Here is a 25,351-nt window from a genome sequence, read left to right on the forward strand (position 1 = left end):
TCGATGTCTTCGGGGATCGACGGCGGGCAGCTCGACCTGTCCGGGGTGCGGTGGCTGCCGGGCGGGGCCCGGCTGGCCGCGGTCGCCCAGGCGGAGCTGCCGCAGAAGGACGGGCTGGCCGCGGCGTTCTGCGGTCTCGCGGCGTTGCGGGCGGCCGGGGTCGACGTGCTCGACCAGGACGCCGTCGCGGCGGCCGCGGGCACCGTTCGCGGGCCGGCGGTGCGTCCTCCCGGCGAGCCGGGGCGGACCGGCTTCCGGTTGCCGCCGAGGGTCGTCGGCGATCCGCTCGCTGCGGGTACGCGCGTGTCCGCGCTGGCGACGGCCGTGGCGGCGTTGTCCGGCGGCGCGTTGACCGCGGTGCCGGCGGCGGGGGAGTGGACCACCGAGTCGCTGTTCGCTCTGCTGGCCGGGCTGTGGGACCTGCCGCGCGTGGCGGTGATCGCCCGGATCGACGGTGCGGAGCTCGGCGCCGACGACACCCCCGAACGCGCGCTGCTCGACTACCTCGACACCGGCGTCCCGCCACTGTGGACGTCGCGGTGGCGGCCGCCGGGTGGCCACTTCGTGCTCCTGGCGGGTGTCCGGATCGGTGCCGAAGGAACTCTGGTGTCCGTTGTGGACACTTACGCTTCTTTGGGGGACAACGGGATCCACGACCAGCCGCTCGAATGGCTCACGGCGGCGCTGGCCGGGCTGGGGGTACTGGTGGTCGTCGACGCGGACCGCGCCGCGGTGGCCCGTGAGGCGGTCCGCGCCGCTGGCCTCACTCCGTCTTCGTGGGACTGACGTTGTCGGCGTTCCCGGGCGCGAAGCGGGAGTGGCGGCGGCCGTAGGTGAAGTAGATGACCAGCCCGAGCGCCAGCCAGACCGCGAACCGGATCCACGTCAGCACGTTCAGGTTCAGCATCAGGTAGAAGCACGCCGCCGCCGCGACGATCGGGATCACCGGCGAGAACGGCACGGTGAACGGCCGGTCCAGGTCGGGCCGCCGGCGGCGCAGCACCGGGACGGCCACCGCGACGATGATCATCGCCGACAGCGCGCCGATGCTCACCATGTCGGCCAGCTCGGAGATCGGGATGAACGCGGCCAGCACGGCGATCAGCACCGCCCCGCCGATGGTCATCCGGTGCGGGGTGCCCCACTTCGGGTGCGCGGTGCCGAGCTTCTTGGGCAGCAGGCCGTCGCGGCCCATCGCGAAGCCGATCCGGCCGATCGTGACCAGCTCCACCATCATCACCGACGTCAGGCCGGTCACCGCGCCGAGCGAGATGAGCGCGCCGACCCAGTGCTGGCCGACCTTGTCGAACGCGTCGGCCAGCGGCGCGCCCGTGTCGATGTCGGTGAAGGGGATCATCCCGGTGAGGACGATCGAGACGCCGATGTAGAGCACCGCGCAGACGGCCAGCGCGCCGAGGATGCCGACCCGCAGGTCCTTCTTCGGGTTCAGCGTCTCCTCGCCGAGGTTCGCGAGCGCTTCGAAGCCGGTGTAGGCGAAGAAGACCACGGCGGCGGCGGTGATCATGCCGGCGATGCCGTACACGGACTGCTCCAGGCCGAGCGCCGCCTGCACGATCGGCTGCTCCAGCACGCTCGACCCGCCCTCGGGGGGCTTCGCCGTCGGGATGAACGGCGTCAGGTTCGAGCCCTTGACGAAGAACAGGCCCACGGCGAGGACCAGGACGCAGACGGCGACCTTCACGCACACCAGGAGGTTCGTCAGCCAGGCCGACTCCTTGATCCCCAGCACGGCGACCACGGTCAGCACCGCGATGATGGCGACGGCGCCGACGTTGACCTTCGCGTCCTCGCCGAACCAGTCCGGCGACAGCCCGAGCAGGTTCGCCAGGTAGCCCGACCAGCCGCGGGCGACCACGGCGGCGCCGAGCGCGAACTCGAGCAGCAGGTCCCAGCCGATGATCCAGGCGAAGATCTCGCCGAGCGTGGCGAAGGCGTACGTGTAGGCGCTTCCCGCCGTCGGGACACTCGACGCGAGCTCGGCATAGCAGAGCGCCGCCAGCCCGGCGACGGCGGCGCCGAGCACGAACGAGAGCGTCACCGCCGGCCCGGCGTGCGTCTTCGCCTCGACGCCCGCGAGGGTGAAGATGCCGGTCCCGATGATGATCCCGATGCCGAACCCGATCAGGTCGCGGCCCCGCAGCCGCCGTTTGAGCTCACCCGAGTCCTGGCGCTTCAGGACCTCGTCCACGTTCAACGTTCTCCGCACACCCATGAAGAGAAGTTAGAAGGTCACGAGCCTTTTCGCAGATCGGCAGGAAGCAACCGCCGCCGGTGCCGAGTGATGTCGGCGGGTGCGGATGGCGCGAACGGCCGGGCACCGGAATGCTGTGCCAGTGCCCCCAGAGATGCCCCCCGAGACGCCCCCCGAAGACCGCCCCGCCCGCAGCCCCCTGCACGAGCTCGCCGACGCCCACGGCATCGCCACCCGGTACGAGAACTCGGACCAGGTGTGGGTCGAGGTGGACGACGACGTCGTCGTCGCCGTGCTGCGGCAGTTCGGGGTCGACGCGACCGGCGAGGACGCGATCGGCGCCGCACTGGCCGCCGTGCGCGAAGCCCGGCCGGCGGGCGCGCTGCCGCCGACCATCGTCGTCCAGGAGGGCGTCACCCGGGCGCTCGGCACGGACGCCGAGGTCGTGCTCGAAGACGGCACCCGCCGGCGGGTGCGGGGCGAGCTGCCGGCGGACCTGCCGCTGGGCTGGCACCGGGTGGTCACCGCCGAGCAGGACGTCGTGCTCGCCGTCGTCCCGGCGAAGCTGCCCGCCGTCCACCCCGCCTGGGGCTGGATGCTGCAGCTCTACTCCCTGCACTCGGCCGGCTCCTGGGGCATCGGCGACTACGCCGACCTCGCGACGTTCGCGGCCCGCTCCGCCACCGAGCTCGACGCGGGCGTGCTGCTGGTCAACCCCGTCCAGGCCTTCAGCCCCGCCCACCCCGTCGAGCGCTCGCCCTACTCGCCGGCGAGCCGCCGCTTCGCCAACCCCGTCTACCTGCGCGTCACCGCCACCGAGACCTTCGAGCGGGCCGACGACGCGACGCAGGAGGCCGTCCGCTCGCTGGCCCCGGACCGCGACGGCGAGCTGATCGACTACGACGCCGTCTGGACGGCCAAGCGCGCCGCGCTCGAGCTGCTCTGGCCGCACCGCGTCGAAGACCTGCCCGAGGACGACGACCTCCGCGGCTTCGCCGTCTTCTGCGCTCTCGCCGAGCAGCACGGCGCCGACTGGCGGGACTGGCCCGAGCCGTTGCGCGACCCGGCCGGCCCCGAAGTCGCCGAAGCACGCGAAGAGCTGAAGGACCGCGTCGGCTTCTACGTCTGGCTCCAGCACCTCTGCCGCGAGCAGCTGGCCGAGGCCCGGCGCGCCGCGCGTGACGCCGGGATGACCGTCGGGATCGTGCACGACCTGCCGGTCGGCGTGCACCCCGGCGGGGCCGACACCTGGGCCGGGCGCGACGTCTTCGCCGCCGACGTGCGGGTCGGCGCGCCGCCGGACGCCTTCAACCAGCAGGGCCAGGACTGGAACCTGCCGCCGTGGCGGCCGGACAAGCTCGCCGAGGCGGGGTACGCGCCGCTGCGGGACGTCATCCGGGGCGTGCTGCGCTACGCCGACGGCATCCGCGTCGACCACATCGCGGGGCTCTGGCGGCTGTGGTGGATCCCGCCGGGCGAGCCCGCGCACCGCGGCACGTACGTGCACTACGACGCCGAGGCGATGGTCGGCGTCCTGGCGCTCGAAGCGCACCGCGCCGGCGCGGTGGTCGTGGGGGAGGACCTCGGCACGGTCGAGGACGTCGTCACCGAGACGCTGCACGAGCGCGGCATGCTCAGCTCGGCCGTGCTGTGGTTCCAGCGCGACTGGGACGAGCCGGGCAAGCCGTTCACCCCGCCGGCGAAGTGGGACCCGGACGCGATGGCCAGCATCTCCACGCACGACCTGCCGACGGTGGCCGGCTGGCTGGCCGCCGAGCACGTCCGGGTCCGCGCCGAGCTGGGGCTGCTGGACCGCGGCGTCGAGGCCGAACGCGCGGCCGCCGCGGAAGAACGTCAAGCCCTGTGGGAACTCCTTGCCCGGGAAGGGATCCCGGACGACGACCCGGTCGTCGCGCTGCACACGCTGCTGGCCTCGGCCGCGTCCCGCCTGGTGCTGACCTCGCCGGCCGACGTCGCGGGCCAGGTGCGGCAGCCGAATCTGCCCGGCACGGTCGACCAGTACCCTAACTGGCGGATTCCCCTTCCCGTCAGCGTCGACGGCTTCTTCACCGCGAGGGGAGTGCGCGCCGCGGTGGCGCCGCTGGCTGCGGCGCGTCCGTTGCCCGGATAACGGGTATACGGCAGCGCACGACCCCCTGTGATGCGCGTCCGCGAGTGCGGACGCCCCGGTACCACCCGAAGCTCGAGGAGACACCAGTGCGGCCCTGGCCCGGAACGCCCTATCCGCTCGGCGCCACCTACGACGGAGTCGGGACGAACTTCGCCCTGTTCTCCGAAGTGGCCGAGCAGGTCGAGCTGTGCCTGTTCGACGGCGAAGGCAACGAGTCGCGGCACGCGCTCGAAGAGGTCGACGGCTTCGTCCACCACGGTTACCTGCTCAACGTCGGCCCCGGCCAGCGCTACGGCTTCCGCGTGCACGGACCGTACGACCCGAGCCGCGGCCTGCGCTGCAACCCGAACAAGCTCCTGATCGACCCCTACGCGAAGGCCGTCTCGCACGGCGTGAAGTGGGACGAATCACTGTTCGGGTACCAGTTCGACAACCCGGAGGAGCGCAACGACGCCGACTCGGCGGGACGCGTGCCGTACTCGCTGGTGGCGAACCCGTTCTTCGACTGGGGCAACGACCGCCAGCCGCGGCGGCCCTACAACGAGACGGTCATCTACGAGGCGCACGTCAAGGGCATGACGGTGAATCACCCGTTCGTGCCGGAAGCACTGCGCGGCACGTACGCCGGCATGGCCCACCCCGCCGTGGTCGAGCACCTGCAGAAGATCGGCGTCACCGCCGTGGAGCTGCTGCCGGTGCACCAGTTCGTCTCCGACCACGGCCTGGAGGAGAAGGGCCTCACGAACTACTGGGGCTACAACACGATCGGGTTCTTCGCGCCGCACGACGCGTACGCGGCGATGCCCGGCGAGGGCGGCCAGGTCCAGGAGTTCAAGGGCATGGTCAAGGCCTTCCACGAGGCCGGCATCGAAGTGATCCTCGACGTGGTTTACAACCACACCGCGGAGGGCAACCACCTCGGGCCGACCCTGTCGATGCGCGGCATCGACAACGAGGCCTACTACCGGCTGGTGGAGGGGGAGCCCGAGTACTACATGGACTACACGGGCACCGGCAACTCGATGAACGTGCGCAACCCGCACACGCTGCAGCTGATCATGGACTCGCTGCGGTACTGGGTGACCGAGATGCACGTCGACGGCTTCCGCTTCGACCTCGCTTCGGCGCTGGCGCGGGAGTTCTACGACGTCGACCGGCTGTCCACGTTCTTCGACCTCGTGCAGCAGGACCCGATCGTGAGCCAGGTCAAGCTCATCGCCGAGCCGTGGGACGTCGGCCCCGGTGGCTACCAGGTCGGCAACTTCCCTCCCCTGTGGACGGAGTGGAACGGGCAGTACCGCGACACCGTCCGCGACTTCTGGCGCGGCGAGCCGTCGACGCTGGGGGAGTTCGCGTCGCGGATCACCGGCTCGTCGGACCTCTACCAGGACGACGGCCGCCGCCCGTTCGCGTCGATCAACTTCGTCACCGCGCACGACGGCTTCACGCTGCGGGACCTGGTGTCCTACAACGAAAAGCACAACGAGGCCAACGGCGAGGACGGCCGCGACGGCGCCGACGACAACCGCTCGTGGAACTGCGGTGTCGAAGGCGAGACCGACGACGCGCAAGTGAACGAGCTGCGCATCCGCCAGCAGCGCAACATGCTCGCCACGATCCTCCTGTCGCAGGGCGTGCCGATGATCCTGCACGGCGACGAGATCGGCCGTACCCAGCAGGGCAACAACAACGTCTACTGCCAGGACTCCGAGCTCGCCTGGATGGACTGGGAGCTGGCCAAGCAGAACGCCGGCCTGGTCCGGTTCACCGGCGGGCTGACGGCGTTCCGGCACCGGCACCCGGTGTTCCGCCGCCGCCGCTTCTTCCAGGGCGGCCCGGTCGGCAAGGGCGACAAGCTCGGCGACATCGCCTGGTTCACCCCGACCGGCGAGGAGATGACCGAGCAGAACTGGGACGACGGCTTCGGCAAGGCCGTCGTGGTCTTCCTCAACGGCAAGGCCATCCCCGACCTCGACCCGCGCGGCATGGCGGTGGAGGACGACTCGTTCCTGCTCGCCTTCAACGCGCACTACGAGGACATCGACGCCACGCTGCCGGGCAACGGCTACGGCGAGGCGTGGACGGTCGTCGTCGACTCCGCGACCGGCGAGGTCGAGCCCACGGACGCGGAGCCCATCGAGGGCGGCGGCAAGCTGACGCTGCCCGCCCGGTCCCTGATCGTGCTGCAGCGGACGGAGACGGAATGACGGTTCCGGAGTCGACCTACCGGGTGCAGCTGCGCCCGGAGTTCACCTTCGCCGACGCCGCCGAGCTGACCGGTTACCTGCGCGACCTGGGCATCGGCGCGCTCTACGCGTCGCCGGTGCTCGACGCGACGCCGGGCTCGACCCACGGTTACGACGTCGTCGACCCGACCCGGGCGCGGCCCGAGCTGGGTGGCGAGGAAGCCCGCCAGGAGCTGTCCAAGCGGCTCCGGGAGGCCGGGCTCGGCCTGGTCGTCGACATCGTGCCGAACCACATGTCGGTGGAGACGCCGAAGGTGAACCGCTGGTGGTGGGACGTGCTCACGCACGGCCGCGACTCGGCGCACGCCGCCTTCTACGACGTCGACTGGGACCGCGGCCCGATCCTGCTGCCGGTGCTGGGCGACGACGACGCCGTCGGCGAGCTGACCGTCGAAGGCGACGAGCTCGTCTACTACGACCACCGGTTCCCGATCGCGCCCGGCACCGGCGACGGCACGCCGCAGGAGGTGCACGAGCGCCAGCACTACCGGCTCGTGGGCTGGCGGCGTGGCAACGCGGAGCTGACCTACCGCCGGTTCTTCGACATCACGAACCTGGCCGCGGTCCGCGTCGAGGACCCGGTGGTGTTCGCCGAGACCCACGGCGAGGTGCTGCGCTGGGTCGCCGACGGCGACGTCACCGGCCTGCGCGTCGACCACCCGGACGGCCTCGCCGACCCGGGTGGCTACTTCCGGCGGCTGCGGGAGAACGCGCCCGGCGCGTGGATCGTCGCGGAGAAGATCCTGCACCCGGGCGAGCCGCTGCCGCAGACCTGGCCGGTCGACGGCACCACCGGCTACGACGCCCTGCGTGAGATCGCCGGGGTCTTCGTCGACGCGGCCGCCGAGCCCGCGTACACCGCCTTGGCGGACGAGCTCGGCGTCCGGACCGGCTACCACGACGTCGAGGCCGAGGCCCGGCGCCTGGTCACCGACCGGATCCTGGTCGCCGAGGTCCGGCGGATCGCGGCGCTGCTGCGGTTCGACAGCGAGCAAGCCCGGGAAGCCGTCGCCGAGACCATGGTGGCGTTCCCGGTCTACCGCTCCTACCTGCCCGAAGGCGAACAGCACTGGGCGACGGCGATCGCCGCGGCCCGGGAAGCCCGGCCTGACCTGGGGGAAGCGCTGGACGCCCTCGACGCGCAGGTGCGCGCCGAGCCGGACGGCGAGCTGGCCACGCGGATCCAGCAGACGTCCGGCATGGTCGTCGCGAAGGGCACCGAGGACACCACCTTCTACCGCTACACCCGGTTCGCCGCGCTCAACGAGGTCGGCGGCAACCCGGACCGGTTCGGCCTGGACGTCGAGGAGTTCCACCGCCTCGCCGCCGCGCGCGACGCCGGCTACCCGGCCGCGATGACCACGCTGACCACCCACGACACCAAGCGGTCCGAGGACACCCGGGCCCGCGCGACGGTGCTGGCGGAGCTGCCCGGCGAGTTCGCCGACGCCGTCCGCCGCTGGACCGCGCGCCGGGGGATCACCGAGCCGTCGCTCAACCTGCTGGCCTGGCAGACGCTGGTGTCGACCTGGCCGATCGAGCCGCCCCGGCTGCGGGACTACCTCGACAAGGCGGCCAAGGAGGCCAAGCTCCGGACCAGCTGGACCGACCACGACGAGGAGTTCGAGAAGGCCGTCGCGGCCTGGCCGGACGACGTCATGGGCGACGTCGAGCTGGCCGCGGACGTCGCGGCGTTCGTCGGCCGGATCGAGGGCCCGGGCTGGAGCAACTCGCTCGGCCAGAAGCTGGTGCAGCTGACCGCGCCGGGCGTCCCGGACGTCTACCAGGGCACCGAGCTGTGGGACTTCTCGCTGGTCGACCCGGACAACCGCCGCGCGGTCGACTACACGGCCCGCCGCGAGATCCTGGCCCGGGTCGTCGACGGCGAGCAGCCGGAGATCGACGCCTCGGGCGCCGCGAAGCTGCTGGTGACGCACAAGGCGCTGAAGCTGCGCCAGGAGCACCCCGCGCTGTTCCACGGCTACCGCCCGCTGCGCGCCGAGGGCGTCGCCGCGGACCACGTGCTGGCCTACACCCGCAGCCCCGGCCTGGTCGTCGCCGTGACGCGGCTGCCGAACGGCCTCGCGGCCGCGGGCGGCTGGCGCGACACCGTCCTGCCGCTGCCCGACGGCGTCTGGACCGACGTCCTGACCGGCCGCGACGCCACCCCGGACGTGGCCACGCTGTTCGGCCGCTACCCGGTGGCCCTGCTCGTGCGAGGAGACGCATGACGTTCACCGTGTGGGCCCCGTCGGCCGAGCGCGTCCGCGTCCAGGTCGACGCCGACGTGCACGAGATGACCCGCGGCGAGGGCGGCTGGTGGTCCGCTGAGGCCGAGGGCATCAACTACGCCTTCCTGATCGGCGACTCCGACGAGCCGCTGCCGGACCCGCGGTCGCGGTGGCAGCCGCACGGCGTGCACAAAGAGTCACGCGTCTACGACCACGCCGAGTTCGACTGGACGGACGACGCCTGGCACGGGCGGCAGCTGGCCGGCGGCGTCGTCTACGAGCTGCACATCGGCACCTTCACCCCCGGCGGCACCTTCGACGCCGCGATCGACCGGCTCGACCACCTGGTGGAGCTGGGCATCACGCACGTCGAGCTGCTGCCGGTGAACTCCTTCGACGGCACCGCGGGCTGGGGTTACGACGGCGTCCTCTGGGGCGCGGTCCACGAGCCCTACGGCGGGCCGGACGGGCTGAAGCGGTTCGTCGACGCGGCGCACGCGCGCGGCCTCGCCGTGGCGCTCGACGTCGTCTACAACCACCTCGGGCCCTCCGGGGCCTACCTCGACCGGTTCGGGCCGTACTTCGCCGGCCAGAACGACTGGGGACCCGGGCTCAACCTCGACGGGCCGGGCTCGGACGAGGTCCGCCGGTACGTCGTCGACAACGCGCTCGCGTGGTTCCGCGACTTCCACCTCGACGCGCTGCGCCTGGACGCCGTCCACGCGCTGCTCGACCGGCGGGCCGTCCACCTGCTCGAACAGCTCGCCGTCGAGGTCGAGACGCTGTCGGCGGCGCTGAACCGGCCGCTGACGCTGATCGCCGAGTCCGACCTCAACGACCCGAAGCTGGTCACGCCCCGCGAGCGCGGCGGTTACGGCCTGCAGGCCCAGTGGTCGGACGACTTCCACCACGCGATGCACGTCCGGCTGACCGGGGAGGACGAGGGCTACTACGCGGACTTCGCCGCGCCGGACGCGCTCCAGCGCGTGCTCCACGACGTCTTCTTCCACGCCGGCACCTGGTCGTCGTTCCGCGAGCGGACCCACGGCCGGCCGGTGGACACCCGGAGCGTGCCCGGCCACCGCTTCCTCGCCTACCTGCAGGACCACGACCAGATCGGCAACCGCGCGGCCGGCGACCGGCTCTCGGCCACGGTGCCGGCGGGCCGGCTGGCCTGCGGCGCGGCCATCCTGTTCTGCTCGCCGTTCACGCCGATGGTGTTCATGGGGGAGGAGTGGGCGGCGAGCACGCCGTGGCAGTTCTTCGCCTCCTTCCCGGACCCGGAGCTGGCCGAGGCGGTCCGCACCGGACGTCGTCGCGAGTTCGCCCGGCACGGCTGGGGCGAGACCGACGTCCCCGACCCGATGGACCCGGCCACGGTCGAGCGCTCGCGGCTCGACTGGGCCGAGGTGGACCAGCCGGAGCACCGGGAGGTCCTCGACCTCTACCGCGCGCTGATCCGGCTGCGCCGCGAGCGGCCCGAGCTGGCCGACCCGTGGACGCCCGACCTGCGGATCGACGCCGCGCCGGACGGGTCGTGGCTGGTGCTGCGGCGCGGCGGGCTGCGGCTGGCGTGCAACTTCGGCCCGGGCGACGTCACGCTGCCGCTCGGGGCGACGAAGGAACTGCTGGCCTGGGCTCCGGCCACCTTGGACGGTGGGGCCGCGCACCTGCCGCCCGAGACCTTCGTCCTGGCCGAAACGACACCCTGACGGCGGTTGCCCGGCGGCCACTCGACCGCCGGGCGCGCGCACCCCGGCCGGGATCTGGGACGATTCAGGAATGGCTACCCGACCCTCCGCCGACCACGTCCTCGCCGGACGCCCGTTCCCGCTCGGCGCCCACCCCGAGGCGGGCGGGGTCCGGTTCGCCATCACCTCCGCCGTCGCGGACGCCGTCGACCTCTGCCTGATCGACGCCGACGGCTCGCAGCGGCGGATCGCGCTCACCGAACGCACGTTCGGCGTCTGGCACGGCCTGGTGCCCGGCGTGACGCCCGGGCAGCGCTACGGCTACCGCGTCCACGGGCCCTACGACCCGGCCCGCGGCCTGCGCTGCAACCCGCACAAGCTGCTGCTGGACCCGTACGCCCGGCAGATCACCGGGCAGCTCACCGACCTGACCGCCGCCCAGGGCTTCACCGGCGACCCGGACCGCGGCCCGATGTCCACAGTGGACTCGCTGGGCAGCGTGCCGCTGTCGGTCGTCACCTCGCCCGGCGGCCCGGACACCGGGGCGCACCCGGAGGTGCCGTTCGAGGAGGCGGTGATCTACGAGGTGCACGTCAAGGGCTTCACCCAGCAGCACCCGTTCATCCCCGAGGCGCTGCGCGGCACCTACCTGGGCCTGGCCCACCCGGTGGCCATCGAGTACCTGACCCGGCTCGGCGTCACCTCGGTGGAGCTGCTGCCGGTGCACACGTTCCTCGACGAGCCGTCCCTGGTCCGCGGCGGCCGGCACAACTACTGGGGGTACTCGCCGCTCGGCTTCTTCGCACCGCACGCCGCCTACGCCAGCGAGCCCGGCCACGAGGTCGAGGAGTTCCGGCTGATGGTGGCGGCGCTGCACGCGGCCGGCATCGAGGTGATCGTCGACGTCGTGTTCAACCACACCTGCGAGGGCGGGCCGGACGGGCCGACGCTGAGCTTCCGCGGGCTCAACGCGCCGGTGTACTACCTGCACACCGACCGCGGCCACATGGCCGACATCACCGGCTGCGGCAACACCCTGGAGGCCGGCTCGCCGACCGTGGTCCGGCTGGTGACCGACTCGCTGCGCTACTGGACGCAGGAGCTGGGCGTCGACGGCTTCCGGTTCGACCTGGCCAGCACGCTGGGCCGGCCGCGCGGCGGCGCGTTCGACGCCGCCTCGACGCTGCTCACCGCGATCACCACCGACCCGGTGCTCTCGCGCTGCAAGCTGATCGCCGAGCCGTGGGACGCGACCGGCGAGGGCTACCGCGTCGGCGGCTTCGGCGCCCAGTGGGCGGAGTGGAACGGCCGCTACCGCGACACGATCCGCGACTTCTGGCGCGGCGCGACCGGCGTCCGCGACCTGGCCTACCGGCTGTCCGGTTCGTCGGATCTGTACGACCACAACCTGCGCCGGCCGTGGCAGTCGATCAACTTCATCACCGCCCACGACGGCTTCACGCTGCGGGACCTGGTGTCCTACAACGAAAAGCACAACGAGGCCAACGGCGAGGACAACCGCGACGGCACCAACGACAACCGCTCGTGGAACCACGGCGCGGAGGGGGAGACGGGCGACGCGGAGATCCGCGAGCTGCGCACCCGGCAGGCGCGGAACCTGTTCGCGACGCTGCTGCTGTCCACCGGCACCCCGATGCTCACCGCGGGCGACGAGTTCTGGCGCACCCAGCACGGCAACAACAACGCCTACTGCCTCGACGACGAGACGTCCTGGTTCGACTGGACGCCGGGGGACACCGAGGCCGAGACGATGCTCGCGTTCGCCCGCCGCGTCGTCCGGCTGCGCGCCAACAGCCCGGCGCTGCGGCAGCCGGAGTTCTTCGAAGGCCGGACCACGCCGACCGGCAAGCCGGATCTGGTCTGGTTCCGCCCGGACGGCGAGGAGTTCGGCGAGAGCGACTGGTTCGCCGACCGCCGCACGCTCGGCATGTGGATCGACGGCTCCAACAGCCAGGCCCGCAACCGCGAGGGCGCGCTGGTGCCGGACCACTCGTGGCTGCTGTGGCTGCACGCGGGCGACGAAACCACGGAGGTCGTCCTGCCGGGCCGCGAGTACGGCGAGACGTTCAAGCCGACGCTGGACACCAGCACCGGCGACGGCAGCCCGGGCAACCCGGGTCCGCTGGAGCCCAAGAGCCGGGTGACGCTCCAGTCGCGTTCCCTGCTCCTGCTGCGCGCCCCGCGCCTCGCGGCGGAACCCCCGGCCGAACCCTACTGACGCGTACCGCCGTCCGGCCGTAACCCACCGGACATCCGCCGGGAACCTTTGTGCGGAAAGCGTTTCACTCGAACGAGTCTGGGTACAGAACAAGAGAGCCCTGCCTCGATCGTGCGTGATCGAGTCGGGCAGACTGACGACGCCTGCGTCCACACCCATAGATCGAGGGGCGTTGCCCATGACCGGCCGGCTCGGTATCGACGACGTCTCCCCCAGCGTGAGCTGCGGCCGGTATCCGGCCAAAGCCGTTGTGGGGGAACACATTCCCGTCACCGCGACGGTCTGGCGCGAAGGCCATGACGCCGTCGCGGCCACCGTCGCGTGGCGCGGTCCCGGCGACCGCCTGACGCGCCAGGCGCGGATGGTGCCGCGCGGACCCGACCACCCGGACGAGTTCGCCGCGGTGATCGTCCCCGACGTCACCGGGCTCTGGACCTACCGGATCGACGCCTGGAGCGATCCCTGGGCGACGTGGGAACACGCCGTCGAGGTGAAGGTCGCCGCCGGGCAGGGGCCCGAGGACCTGGCCAACGACATCGAGAACGGCGCCCGGCTGCTGGAGCGCGTCTCCCGCCGGCCGGACCGCCGGGCCGAGAAAGCGCTCCTCACCGGCGCGGTCGTCGCGCTGCGCAACGACGAGCTGAGCCTCGCCGAGCGCGTCGGGCCCGCGCTGTCGCCGGAGGTCCGCCAGCTCATGCACGAGTTCCCGGTGCGCGAGCTGATCACCAAGGGCAAGCCGCTCAAGCTGTGGGTCGACCGCAAGCGCGCCGCCTACGGCTCCTGGTACGAGCTGTTCCCGCGCTCCACCGGCGGTCTCGACGCCGAGGGCAAGGCCGTGCACGGCACGTTCACCACCGCCGCGGCCGCGCTCGACCGGGTCGCCAAGATGGGCTTCGACGTCGTCTACCTGCCGCCGATCCACCCGATCGGCCGGGTGAACCGCAAGGGCCCCAACAACACCCTCGACGCCACCCCGGACGACGTCGGCTCGCCGTGGGCCATCGGCGCCGACGAGGGCGGGCACGACGCCATCCACCCGGACCTCGGCACCTTTGACGACTTCGACGCCTTCGTCGCCCGCTCGGCGGAGCTGGGCATGGAGGTGGCGCTCGACTTCGCGCTGCAGGCCGCGCCCGACCACCCGTGGGTCCTCAAGCACCCCGAGTTCTTCACCACCCGGCCGGACGGTTCGATCGCCTACGCGGAGAACCCGCCGAAGAAGTACCAGGACATCTACCCGATCAACTTCGACAACGACCCCAAGGCCGTCTACGAGGAGATGCTGCGCGTCGTCCTGGTCTGGGTCGAGCACGGGGTCAAGGTCTTCCGGGTCGACAACCCGCACACCAAGCCGCCGGACTTCTGGGCCTGGCTGATCCAGTCGGTGAAGGACGCCCACCCGGACGTCCTGTTCCTGGCCGAGGCGTTCACCCGCCCGGCGCGGCTGTGGGGCCTGGCCCGGCTCGGCTTCACCCAGAGCTACACGTACTTCACCTGGCGGACCGGCAAGCAGGAGCTGATCGACTTCGCCGTGGACCTGCGGGACCACTGGAACGAGGGCCGGCCGAACCTGTTCGTCAACACCCCGGACATCCTCCACGAGTCGCTGCAGCGCGGCGGCCCGGGCATGTTCGCGCTGCGGGCCGCGCTCGCCGCGACGATCGCGCCGACGTGGGGCGTCTACTCGGGCTACGAGCTGTTCGAGCACGCCCCGGTCCGCGACGGCAGCGAGGAGTACCTGGACTCCGAGAAGTACCAGCTGCGCCCGCGCGACTTCGACCGCGCGCTCGCCGAGGGCCGGTCGCTGGAGCCGTGGATCGCGAAGCTCAACGCCGTCCGCCGCGCGCACCCCGCGCTGCAGCAGATGCGCACCCTGCACTTCCACCACATCGACAACGACGCGCTGCTGGCCTACTCCAAACAGGACCCGGCCACCGGCGACACCGTCGTCACGGTCGTGACGCTCGACCCGTACGGGCCGCAGGAGGGCACGTTGTGGCTCGACACCGGCGCGCTCGGGTTCGAGGCGCACGAGCGGCTGATCGCCCACGACGAGGTCACCGGGGACACCTGGGACTGGGGGCAGGCCAACTTCGTCCGGCTCGAACCGTGGCGGGCCGTGGCCCACGTGGTGTCGGTGCGGCGCCGGCTGGCCGGGTAGACGGGAAAACGCGGGAAAGTGCGGGAAGTGCGGGACTTGAGGGACGAGGTGGAACACATGGCGGAGGAGACTCGCCCCGACGCGGCGCTCGGGCTCGAGGGCGTGCCGCACACCGGTGAGGCCATGACGGCCGACGGGATGCTGGTCGAACCCCAGGCCGAGGATTTCCGCTCGGCGCAGCAGGCGCCGAGCAACCCGGCGTGGTTCAAGGGCGCGGTGTTCTACGAGGTGCTGGTGCGCGCCTTCGCCGACTCGAACGGCGACGGCACCGGCGACCTGCGCGGCTTGGCCGGCCGGCTGGACTACCTGGCGTGGCTGGGCATCGACTGCCTGTGGCTGCCGCCGTTCTACGCGTCGCCGCTGCGCGACGGCGGGTACGACATCAGCGACTTCCGGGCCGTGCTGCCGGAGTTCGGCAGCGTCGAGGACTTCGTCTTCCTGCTGAACGAGGCGCACCGGCGCGGCATCCGCGTGATCACCGACCTGGTGCTCAACCACACGTCGGACGCGCACCCGTGGTTCCAGCAGTCGCGCAGCGACCCGGACGGCCCGTACGGCGACTACTACGTGTGGAGCGACGACGACTCCCGCTACGCCGACGCGCGGATCATCTTCGTCGACACCGAGTCGTCCAACTGGACGTACGACCCGGTGCGCGGCCAGTTCTACTGGCACCGGTTCTTCTCCCACCAGCCCGACCTGAACTTCGAGAACCCCGACGTCCAGAACGCCATGATCGACACCCTGCGGTTCTGGCTGGACCTGGGGATCGACGGCTTCCGCCTCGACGCCGTGCCGTACCTGTTCGAGCAGGAGGGCACCAACTGCGAGAACCTGCCGCGCACGCACGAGTTCCTCAAGCGCTGCCGCAAGGTCGTCGACGACGAGTACCCCGGCCGGATCCTGCTGGCCGAGGCGAACCAGTGGCCCTCCGACGTCGTCGAGTACTTCGGCGACCCGGCGGTCGGCGGCGACGAGTGCCACATGGCGTTCCACTTCCCGCTGATGCCGCGGATCTTCATGGCCGTGCGCCGCGAGTCCCGGTTCCCGATCTCGGAGATCCTCACCCAGACCCCGCAGATCCCCGACGGCACCCAGTGGGGCATCTTCCTGCGCAACCACGACGAGCTGACCCTCGAGATGGTCACCGACGAAGAGCGCGACTACATGTACACGGAGTACGCCAAGGACCCGCGGATGAAGGCCAACATCGGCATCCGCCGCCGGCTGGCCCCGCTGCTCGACAACGACCGGAACCAGCAGGAGCTGTTCACGGCGATGCTGTTGTCCCTCCCGGGCTCGCCCGTTCTGTACTACGGTGACGAGATCGGCATGGGAGACAACATCTGGCTCGGCGATCGCGACGCGGTGCGCACACCCATGCAGTGGACCCCGGACCGCAACGCCGGGTTCTCCTCCTGCGACCCGGGCCGGATCTACCTCCCGGTGATCATGGACCCGGTCTACGGGTACCAGGGCCTGAACGTCGAAGCCCAGTCCAACAACGATTCCTCCCTGCTCAACTGGACCCGGCGGATGATCGAGGTGCGCAAGCAGCACCACGCCTTCGCCGAAGGGGAGTTCGTCGACCTCGGCGGCTCCAACCCGAGCGTGCTGGCCTACAAGCGCCAGTGGCGGCGCCCGGACGGCGGTGAGGACACGGTGCTCTGCGTGAACAACCTCTCCCGCTTCCCGCAGCCGGTGGAGCTGGACCTGTCCGCGCACCGCGGGTGCGTGCCGGTCGAGCTGACCGGCGGCGTGCGCTTCCCGGGCATCGGGGAGCTGTCCTACCTGCTGACGCTGCCGGGGCACGGCTTCTACTGGTTCCAGCTGACGACCCCGGGAGACGAAGGCGAAGCGAGGTGAGTTCCGTGTCCGAGACCAGTGAGCTGGTCGACGCACTGACCGGCGATCTGGCCCGGTGGCTGCCGGCCCAGCGCTGGTTCGCCGGCAAGGACCGGCCGGTGACCGGTGTCCGGCCGCTCGGCGTGACCGAGCTGGTCGAAGGCGACCCGCAGCTGCTGCACCTGGTCATCGAGGTGATCCAGGGCGACCGCCGCGAGCCCTACCAGCTGCTCGTCGGCCGGCGGACGCACCCACCGGAGATCGCGTCGGGCAGCTGGATCGTCGCCGGTGGCGACCTGAACGCCTACGAGGCGTCCGCGGACGCGGACCTGACCGGCGTGCTGCTGGACCTGATGGCGAGCGAGGGGCGCGTCGGCGCGCTCGGCTTCGGGCACGAGCCCGGCGTGGAGCTGGAGACCGGGCTGCGCGCCCGGCCGATCTCGTCGGAGCAGAGCAACACCTCGCTGGTCTACGGCGGCCAGTACATCCTCAAGCTGTTCCGCAAGCTGACCCCGGGCCAGAACAAGGACCTGCTCCTGCACCGCGCGCTGCAGAAGGTCGGCAGCAAGCACATCGCCGCGCCGCTCGGCTCGATCACCGGCGACCTGGACGGCGAGCCGACCACGGTCGGCATGCTCCAGCAGTTCATCCCGGACGCGGTCGACGGCTGGGCGATGGCCACCACCAGCGTCCGCGACCTGATGGCCGGCCCGGAGCGGCACGCCGAGGAGGTCGGCGGCGACTTCGCCGGCGAGGCCGAGCGGCTGGGCCGCGCGGTCGCCGAGGTGCACGCGGACCTGGCCGCGGCGCTCGACACCGAGGGCGTCGACGCCGACGAGCTGGACCGCACGATGAAGGCCATGATCGCGCGGCTGGAGACCGTCGCCGGGCAGGTCCCGGAGCTGGCCGCGTACGCGCCGGCGCTGCGGGCGTCGTTCGAGACGCTCCGGACGCTGCCCGCCGACTCGGTCTCGATGCAGTTCATCCACGGCGACCTGCACCTGGGCCAGGTGCTGCGGACGGTCACCGGCTGGCTGCTCATCGACTTCGAGGGCGAGCCCGCGGCCCCGGTCGAGGAGCGGCACGCGCTCAGGTCGCCGTTGCGCGACGTGGCGGGCATGCTGAGGTCGTTCGACTACGCCGCCCAGCAGATGCTGGTCGGGCAGCCGGACGACCCGGAGCTGGCCGAGCGGGCGCAGGAGTGGTCGGCCCGCAACCGCACGGCGTTCTGCGAGGGTTACGCCGCGATCGCGGCGGACCCCCGGGACCAGGGTGAGCTGCTGCGCGCGTTCGAACTGGACAAGGCGATCTACGAAGTGAGCTACGAGTACGCGAACCGGCCCGACTGGCTGGGCGTCCCGCTCGCCTCGATCGCCCGGATCATGCGGGGAGATGGGTGAAGAACGTGAACGCGGTACCGGAAGAACTGCCGGACGCGGCCCCGCCGGCCGCCGACATCGACCGGCTGCTGGCCGGCTCGCACCACGACCCGCACTCGGTGCTGGGCGTGCACGCCGTGGGCAAGGGGTTCGCGGCGCGGGCGCTGCTGCCCGGCGCCAAGGCCGTCGCGCTGAGCGTCGGCGAACACCGGTACCCGATGGAGCCGGTGATCGACGCGCTGTTCGCCGTCGCCGTGCCGGAGCACCCCGGTGACTACCGCCTGGAAGTCGAGTACGACGGCCACAGCGTCACCGCCGACGACCCGTACCGCTGGCTGCCCACGGTCGGCGAGCTGGACCTGCACCTGATCGGCGAAGGCCGGCACGAGCGGCTCTGGGAGGCGCTGGGCGCGCACGTGCGCTCCTACGACACGCCCGGTGGAGCCGTCGAGGGCACGTCGTTCGCCGTCTGGGCGCCGAACGCCCGCGGCATCCGCGTGATCGGCGACTTCAACGGCTGGGACGGGCGCGGGCACGCGATGCGCTCGCTGGGCTCGTCCGGGATCTGGGAGCTGTTCGTGCCCGGCGTCGGGACCGGCGCCTGCTACAAGTTCCGGATCCTCGGCGCCGACGGGAACTGGCAGGAGAAGGCCGACCCGATGGCGTTCGGCACCGAGCTGCCGCCCGCGACGGCGTCGGTCGTCACGCGCACGGCGTACAGCTGGGAAGACGACGAGTGGGTCGCGCAGCGCGAAGCGACCCAGTGGGCCGCGGCGCCGATGAGCGTCTACGAGGTCCACCTCGGTTCGTGGCGCCCCGGCCTGGACTACCGCGAGCTGGCCGACCAGCTGGGCGACTACGTCGTCGAGACGGGCTTCACGCACGTCGAGCTGCTGCCGGTGTCGGAGCACCCGTTCGGCGGCTCCTGGGGCTACCAGGTGACGTCGTACTACGCGCCGACGTCCCGCTTCGGCTCGCCCGACGACTTCCGCTACTTCGTCGACCGCCTGCACCAGCGGGGGATCGGCGTGCTCGTCGACTGGGTGCCCGCGCACTTCCCCAAGGACATCTGGGCGCTGGCGAAGTTCGACGGCACGGCGCTGTACGAGCACGCGGACCCGCGCCGCGGCGAGCAGCCCGACTGGGGCACGCTCGTGTTCGACTTCGGCCGCAACGAGGTCCGCAACTTCCTCGTCGCCAACGCGCTGTTCTGGATCGAGGAGTTCCACCTCGACGGGCTGCGCGTCGACGCGGTGGCGTCGATGCTCTACCTCGACTACTCCCGCAAGGAAGGGGAGTGGCTGCCGAACCAGTACGGTGGCCGCGAAAACCTGGACGCGGTGCGGTTCCTGCAGGAGCTGAACGCGACCGTCTACAAGCGACACCCGGGCGTGGTGATGGTGGCCGAGGAGTCGACGGCGTGGCCGGGCGTCACGCGCCCGACCCACCTGGGCGGCCTCGGCTTCGGCTTCAAGTGGAACATGGGGTGGATGCACGACACGCTCCGCTACCTGTCCCACGAGCCGATCCACCGCGCCTACCACCACAACGAGATGACGTTCTCGCTCGTGTACGCGTGGAGCGAGAACTTCGTCCTGCCGCTCTCGCACGACGAAGTGGTGCACGGCAAGGGATCCCTGTGGGGCCGGATGCCGGGCGACGACTGGAACAAGGCGGCCGGGCTGCGCTCGCTGCTGGCGTTCATGTGGGCCCACCCGGGTAAGCAGCTGCTGTTCATGGGTGGCGAGTTCGGCCAGCCGCAGGAGTGGTCCGAGCAGCGGTCGCTCGACTGGCACCTGCTCGACGAGCCGCTGCACCGCGGCGTGCAGGACCTGCTGCGGGCGCTGAACTCGGTGTACAAGACGACGCCGGCGCTGTTCAGCCAGGACACCTCGCCGGAGGGCTTCGCCTGGATCGACGCCAACGACTCCGGCGGCAACGTCCTGAGCTTCCTGCGCATCGGCGCCGACGGCTCGCGGCTGGCGTGCGTCGCCAACTTCGCCGGCGTCCCGCACCACGACTACCGGGTCGGCCTCCCGTCCGCGGGCCGCTGGCGCGAGGTGGTCAACACCGACGCCGAAGCCTACGGCGGCTCGGGCGTCGGCAACCTGGGCGCGGTGGAGGCGGTCACCTCACCGTGGCACGGCCAGCCGGCCTCGGCGATCCTCCAGCTCCCGCCCGCCGGAGTCCTCTGGCTCGCCGAAGAGACACCCCCGGCGGTCCCCGAACTCCCGTGATCGAAGCCGTGACCCACGTGATCGAAGCCGTGACCCACGTGATCGAGGCCGGAACTCGCGTGATCGAAGCCGGATCTCGCGAGTTCCGTCTCTGATCACGTGGGTCACGTGCTCGATCACGCGAGTCCCGTGTTCGATCACGTGGGTTGACGCGAAAATGGGTCCGGCGGGCCCGTGTTGCGGGCTTACGATGAGGGCATGGCCGGCGCCGGAGGCGTCCTCGGGAACTTGATCCTGTTCGCCGTGGTCTGCATCATTCCCACGGTGCTCTTCTGGTGCGCGCTGCGCGCCCCGGACCTGCTGCGGCGGGCGCGGGAGAAGTTCGCGAAGCCGCAGCCGCAGGGGCCCCCGATCGAGCGGGTCGCCGCGGACCTGCGCCGGGTGCACCGGCTGCTCGTCGACTACCCGTCCGGCACCTCGGCCGCGCGGCGGTACGGCACCCGGCAGGCCTACGACGAACTGCTCGCCCAGGCCTGCCGGCAGATCGGCGTCCCGCACCGGCTCGCCGAGCTGCCGGAGGGCATGGACCGCGAGATCGAACGCCTGCGCGTCGAGCAGTCACTGCGGGAGCGTGGCCTGGCCGTCCCCTGAGTTGTACGGGACGTGTACGCCCGGCGGCACCCTGGTCCGGCTGTCCTTTGTGGACGCCCCTGGCCTCGGCCGCCGGCCGCCTGCGACGACTACGTCCCGGCGGTGTCACAGCACGATCTCGGCGAGCCGTTCGACGTCGTCGATCTCGTCGGTGGCCGGGTTGAAGATCAGCTCGTCCGCGCCGAGGTCGGCGAACTCCTTCACCGCGGCCCGCACGGCTTCCGGCGTCGTGCGGACGTTGTCCACGACGACCTTGGCCAGCTCGCCCAGGTTGCTGTAGTAGTCGCCGACCTTCGCGCGGCCGGTGTCCGGCTCGCCGAGCGCGTAGTAGACGATGGCGACGAGCCGCGGGTCGCCCTCGCGGCCGCCGTCACGCCAGGCCGCACGGGCCTTGTCGAAGGCGTCGGCGACCATCCCGGGCGGCATCGAACCGCCGACGTAACCCTGGCCGTGCTTCGCCATCCGGGCCAGGGCGTTGGGCGCGAACCCGCCGAACAGCAGCGGCACCTCGCGCGTGCCGGCCGGGACCGCCGGATTGTCCCCGCCGCCGACGGGCCGGCCGTTCCACACGTCCCGGTAGACCTCGAGGTCGGCGTCGATCCGCTTGCCGAGCCCCTTCGGGCCGAGCCCGCCGGTGACGAAGTCGTCCGGCCGGCCGCCGATCCCGATGCCGAGGGTGAGCCGGCCGCCGGAGACGCCGTCGATGCCCGCGATCTCCTTCGCCAGCAGCACGGGCGGCCACACGGTGCCGAGCAGGACGTTGCTGACCAGGCCGATCCGCGACGTCGCGCCGGCCGCGGCGGCCAGCGCGACGGTGTCCATCACGCCGGGGTAGGCGATCCGGCCGACCGTGCCGAGCGTCGAGAACCCGGCGGCCTCGGCGCGCGCGGCCCAGCCGGGAAGGAGGGCCGGGCGCATGTCCCGGACCTGGTTCGGCAATCCGATGCCGATCTGCAATGGAGGCTCCTCAGGAAGGAAAATGATCTCCATCCCACCATCCCGGAAAACGAAGAACCCCGCCACGATCGTGGCGGGGTTCTTCGTTGGTACCGAAGGAAAATCAGTCCAGGTAGTCGCGCAGCACCTGGGACCGCGACGGGTGACGCAGCTTCGACATCGTCTTCGACTCGATCTGCCGGATGCGCTCACGGGTCACCCCGTACACCTGGCCGATCTCGTCGAGCGTGCGCGGCTGGCCGTCCGTCAGGCCGAAGCGCAGCCGGACGACGCCCGCCTCGCGCTCGGACAGCGTCTGCAGCACCGACTGGAGCTGGTCCTGCAGCAGCGTGAACGACACGGCGTCGACCGCGACGACGGCTTCGGAGTCTTCGATGAAGTCACCGAGCTGGGAGTCGCCCTCGTCGCCGATGGTCTGGTCGAGCGAGATCGGCTCACGCGCGTACTGCTGGATCTCCAGGACCTTCTCCGGGGAGATGTCCATTTCCTTGGCCAGCTCTTCCGGGGTCGGCTCGCGGCCGAGGTCCTGGAGCAGCTCACGCTGTATGCGGCCGAGCTTGTTGATGACCTCGACCATGTGCACCGGGATGCGGATGGTGCGGGCCTGGTCGGCCATCGCGCGGGTGATCGCCTGGCGGATCCACCACGTGGCGTACGTCGAGAACTTGTAGCCCTTGGTGTAGTCGAACTTCTCCACCGCGCGGATCAGGCCGAGGTTGCCCTCCTGGATGAGGTCCAGGAACGCCATGCCACGGCCGGTGTAGCGCTTGGCCAGCGACACCACGAGCCGGAGGTTCGCCTCCAGGAGGTGGTTCTTGGCCCGCTCGCCGTCACGCACGATCCACTTGAGATCGCGGCGCATCTGCGTGACGAGCTTTTCGCCCTCTTCTTCGGCCGTGCGCACCCGCTCGGCGGCGTAGAGCCCGGCCTCGATCCGCTTGGCGAGCTCCACCTCCTCCTCCGCGTTCAGCAGCGCGACCTTGCCGATCTGCTTGAGGTAGGCACGCACGGAGTCGGCCGACGCGGTGAGCTCGGCGTCCTTGCGCGCCTGGCGCAGGGCCTCCGACTCCTCCTCGTCCCAGACGAAGTCCGGGTTGTCGGAGCTCTTGGCCGCGGCCGCCTTGTCGGCGGCCGCGCCGCGACGACGCTGCGCCGGGGTCTCCTCGTCGGATTCCTCGTCGTCGTCATCGTCGTCGGCATCCGGCGTGTCGGCGACCGTCTCCTCGACGACGTCGACCTCGACCTCGACTTCTTCCAGGTCCGACAAGTCGGGCGAGTCGAGCTCGCCCTCGATGCCCTCGGGACCGTCGGGCTCGCCGTCCTCGCCCTTGGTCCCGGGCTTCTTCGCCGGTGCCTTCTTGGCCGGTGCCTTCTTGGCAGTGGTGGTCTTGCGCGCCGCTGGCTTCGCCGTCCCGGTGGCTGCCTCTTCGGCCGGCTCGCCGGCTGCGGTCGCTGTCTTCGTCCCGCCTCGGGTTGCGGTTCTTGCGGCTGCCACTTACGCCCTTTCGCAGCGGTCGATCATGACGAGCAGCGGACTAGGAGCCACTGCTGCCTCACATTCGGGGAACAGCCTCGGCCTGCGGTTTTGGCCTCCGCAGCCGTGGGCCGTGTTCCATTGTAACGACGGTACGCGCCTGCGTCGCGAAGCGATCACCCTCCGGCCGGCCGGAGGTGTCGAATCGGCGTCGAAACCGACGCCGGATCCGGCGTCGGTCTAGTGCTGGATGCCCTCGGCCGCGGCGGCCGCGGCCCCGACGATCCCGGCGTTGTTCAGCAGCTTCGCGACCAGCACCGGGGTCCGGATGTCCAGCAGCGGCACCCATTTCTCGGCCTTCTTGCTGACGCCGCCGCCGACGATGAACAGATCCGGCCAGATCAGGTTTTCCAGCACGGTCAGATAACGGTGCACCCGCTTGGACCATTCGGGGTAGGTCAGGCCCTCGTTGTCCTTCACCGACGCGGCCGCGCGCTTCTCCGCGTCGTGGCCGTCGATCTCCAGGTGGCCGAACTCGGTGTTCGGGACGAGCTTGCCGTCCTGGAACACCGCGCTGCCGATGCCGGTGCCGAAGGTCAGCAGCGCCGTGACGCCGGTGCGCGCGACGGGGTCGCCGAAGCGGATCTCCGCCATGCCGGCCGCGTCGGCGTCGTTGAGCATGGCGACCTGGTCGACGCCGACCCCGAGCCGCTTGGCGAACAGCGCGTCGGCGTCGGTGCCGATCCACTGCTTGTCGATGTTGGCCGCGGTGTGCGCGACGCCCTTCTTCACGACCGCCGGCAGGGTCACGCCGACCGGCCCGCCCCAGCCCGCCTGCGCCACGATCTCGGCGACGACGTCCGCCACCGCCGAGGGGGTGGACGGCTTGGGCGTCTCGATCCGGATCCGGTCGCCGATGAGCTGCCCCCGGTCCAGGTCGACCAACGCGCCCTTGATCCCGCTGCCGCCGATGTCGATGCCGAAACCTCGGCGGGTCGCCTCCACCACGGACGTGGTCCCTTCTCGCACGATTCAGAAGCCTGCCTCGGAGACTTTAACCGGATGTGGTGACATGGCGGACGTGGGAGTTGACGAGTCGTTGCTGAAAAGCGTCGCGGTGCAGGTCGCGACGGACGCCGCCGAGCTGGTCCGCGAGGCCTGGGCCGGGATGGCGGCGGGCCGGTCGGTCGCCGTGGACACCAAGTCCGCGGACACCGACGTGGTCACCGCCGTCGACCACGAGTCGGAGCGGCTCGTCCGCGCCCGGCTCGCCGAACTGCGGCCCGGCGAGCCGGTGCTGGGCGAGGAGGGCGGCGGGACCGCGGGTGACGACGGCGTCACGTGGGTCGTCGACCCGATCGACGGCACGGTCAACTTCCTCTACGGCCTGCCGTGGTTCGGCGTGTCCGTCGCCGCGCAGATCGGCGGGGTGTCGGTGGCCGGCGCCGTCGTCGAGCCGGCGAGCGGGCGGGTGTGGTCGGCCGCTCGCGGTCAGGGCGCGTGGCTCGACGGCCGCCGGCTGGGCGTCTCGGCGCCGTCGCGGCTGGAGCTGACGCTCGTCGGGACCGGGTTCGCGTACTCGGCGGAGCGGCGGACGCGGCAGGCGCGGTTCGCGGCGGGGCTGCTCGGGCGGGTGCGCGACATCCGCCGCAACGGCGCGGCGTCGCTCGACCTGTGCGCGGTCGCGGCGGGCTGGCTGGACGCGTACGTCGAGCACGGCCTGCACCGCTGGGACTGGGCCGCGGGCGCGCTGATCGCGGCGGAGGCAGGCGCGACGGTCGTGCTGCCGGGTGCGGCGCCGGACCTCGGCGCGGACGCGACGTACGCGGCGGCGCCGTCGATCGCGGAGCCGCTGCGGAAGGCGCTGGGGGAGTGCGGGGCCGCGGACGTCTGAGAGGGCCGTTGCGGAGGCTCTGAGGGCCGGACACGCGTGATCGGGAGGGCATCGCGCGTGTCT

Annotated in this window: 16 protein-coding genes; 12 read left to right on the top strand and 4 right to left on the bottom strand. The window is 71.6% G+C overall.

Features of this window, described 5'->3' with window-relative positions; genetic code table 11:
* Positions 1-3: 3 nt before the first annotated feature.
* Positions 4-786 carry a DUF6885 family protein gene (locus OG439_RS02375; protein ID WP_326947684.1) on the top strand — a complete coding sequence of 261 codons (783 nt, stop codon included), beginning with the start codon at positions 4-6 and terminating at the stop codon, positions 784-786.
* On the opposite strand, the gene OG439_RS02380 is transcribed toward OG439_RS02375, so the two are convergent.
* Entirely contained in the window at positions 764-2,209 is a 1,446-nt protein-coding gene (locus tag OG439_RS02380) for an amino acid permease (protein ID WP_326951473.1), read from the bottom strand. The genes OG439_RS02375 and OG439_RS02380 overlap by 23 nt on opposite strands.
* Before the next feature lie 157 nt (positions 2,210-2,366).
* Between OG439_RS02380 and malQ the strand changes: the two genes are divergently transcribed.
* From malQ to OG439_RS02430, 10 genes are all read left to right on the top strand, one after another.
* Entirely contained in the window at positions 2,367-4,343 is a 1,977-nt protein-coding gene (gene malQ / locus OG439_RS02385) for a 4-alpha-glucanotransferase (protein WP_326951474.1), read from the top strand.
* A gap of 86 nt (positions 4,344-4,429) precedes the next feature.
* Positions 4,430-6,550 carry a glycogen debranching protein GlgX gene (glgX, locus tag OG439_RS02390; protein WP_326947685.1) on the top strand — a complete coding sequence of 707 codons (2,121 nt, stop codon included), beginning with the start codon at positions 4,430-4,432 and terminating at the stop codon, positions 6,548-6,550.
* Positions 6,547-8,820 carry a malto-oligosyltrehalose synthase gene (gene treY / locus OG439_RS02395; protein WP_326947687.1) on the top strand — a complete coding sequence of 758 codons (2,274 nt, stop codon included), beginning with the start codon at positions 6,547-6,549 and terminating at the stop codon, positions 8,818-8,820. The genes glgX (OG439_RS02390) and treY overlap by 4 nt, the downstream gene beginning before the upstream one ends.
* Positions 8,817-10,532, top strand: a complete 1,716-nt coding sequence (gene treZ / locus OG439_RS02400) for a malto-oligosyltrehalose trehalohydrolase (protein ID WP_326947688.1) — start codon at positions 8,817-8,819, stop codon at positions 10,530-10,532. Before treY ends, treZ begins: the two co-directional genes overlap by 4 nt.
* Positions 10,533-10,602: 70 nt before the next feature.
* Entirely contained in the window at positions 10,603-12,750 is a 2,148-nt protein-coding gene (gene glgX / locus OG439_RS02405; protein WP_326947689.1) for a glycogen debranching protein GlgX, read from the top strand.
* A gap of 178 nt (positions 12,751-12,928) precedes the next feature.
* A complete protein-coding gene (locus OG439_RS02410; RefSeq protein ID WP_326947690.1) occupies positions 12,929-14,911 on the top strand; it encodes an alpha-1,4-glucan--maltose-1-phosphate maltosyltransferase in 1,983 nt (660 codons plus the stop codon).
* A gap of 57 nt (positions 14,912-14,968) precedes the next feature.
* Positions 14,969-16,777: a maltose alpha-D-glucosyltransferase gene (gene treS, locus OG439_RS02415; protein ID WP_247063535.1), complete on the top strand. Its 1,809-nt coding sequence runs from the start codon at positions 14,969-14,971 to the stop codon at positions 16,775-16,777.
* A 5-nt stretch (positions 16,778-16,782) separates the two neighbouring features.
* Positions 16,783-18,156, top strand: a complete 1,374-nt coding sequence (locus OG439_RS02420; protein WP_326947691.1) for a maltokinase N-terminal cap-like domain-containing protein — start codon at positions 16,783-16,785, stop codon at positions 18,154-18,156.
* A gap of 5 nt (positions 18,157-18,161) precedes the next feature.
* Positions 18,162-20,372, top strand: coding sequence for a 1,4-alpha-glucan branching protein GlgB (glgB, locus tag OG439_RS02425; protein WP_326951475.1), 2,211 nt, complete (start codon positions 18,162-18,164; stop codon positions 20,370-20,372).
* A 198-nt stretch (positions 20,373-20,570) separates the two neighbouring features.
* A complete protein-coding gene (locus OG439_RS02430; RefSeq protein ID WP_326947692.1) occupies positions 20,571-20,963 on the top strand; it encodes a hypothetical protein in 393 nt (130 codons plus the stop codon).
* Positions 20,964-21,068: 105 nt separating this feature from the next.
* Here OG439_RS02430 and OG439_RS02435 read toward each other — a convergent pair whose 3' ends face one another.
* The 3 genes from OG439_RS02435 to ppgK all read right to left on the bottom strand — a co-directional run bounded on the left by OG439_RS02435 (position 21,069) and on the right by ppgK (position 24,402).
* The gene (locus OG439_RS02435; protein ID WP_326947693.1) at positions 21,069-21,920 is read right to left on the bottom strand and encodes an LLM class flavin-dependent oxidoreductase; all 852 of its coding nucleotides are present in this window, start codon (positions 21,918-21,920) and stop codon (positions 21,069-21,071) included.
* Positions 21,921-22,023: 103 nt separating this feature from the next.
* Positions 22,024-23,415, bottom strand: a complete 1,392-nt coding sequence (locus tag OG439_RS02440) for an RNA polymerase sigma factor (protein WP_326947694.1) — start codon at positions 23,413-23,415, stop codon at positions 22,024-22,026.
* Between the two features lie 219 nt (positions 23,416-23,634).
* Positions 23,635-24,402 carry a polyphosphate--glucose phosphotransferase gene (gene ppgK, locus OG439_RS02445; protein WP_371827686.1) on the bottom strand — a complete coding sequence of 256 codons (768 nt, stop codon included), beginning with the start codon at positions 24,400-24,402 and terminating at the stop codon, positions 23,635-23,637.
* Positions 24,403-24,466: 64 nt separating this feature from the next.
* On the opposite strand from ppgK, the gene OG439_RS02450 reads away from it, so the two are divergent.
* Positions 24,467-25,288 carry an inositol monophosphatase family protein gene (locus OG439_RS02450; protein WP_326947695.1) on the top strand — a complete coding sequence of 274 codons (822 nt, stop codon included), beginning with the start codon at positions 24,467-24,469 and terminating at the stop codon, positions 25,286-25,288.
* Positions 25,289-25,351 lie beyond the last annotated feature (63 nt).

The organism is Amycolatopsis sp. NBC_01307 (assembly GCF_035975215.1).
Lineage (GTDB): Bacteria > Actinomycetota > Actinomycetes > Mycobacteriales > Pseudonocardiaceae > Amycolatopsis.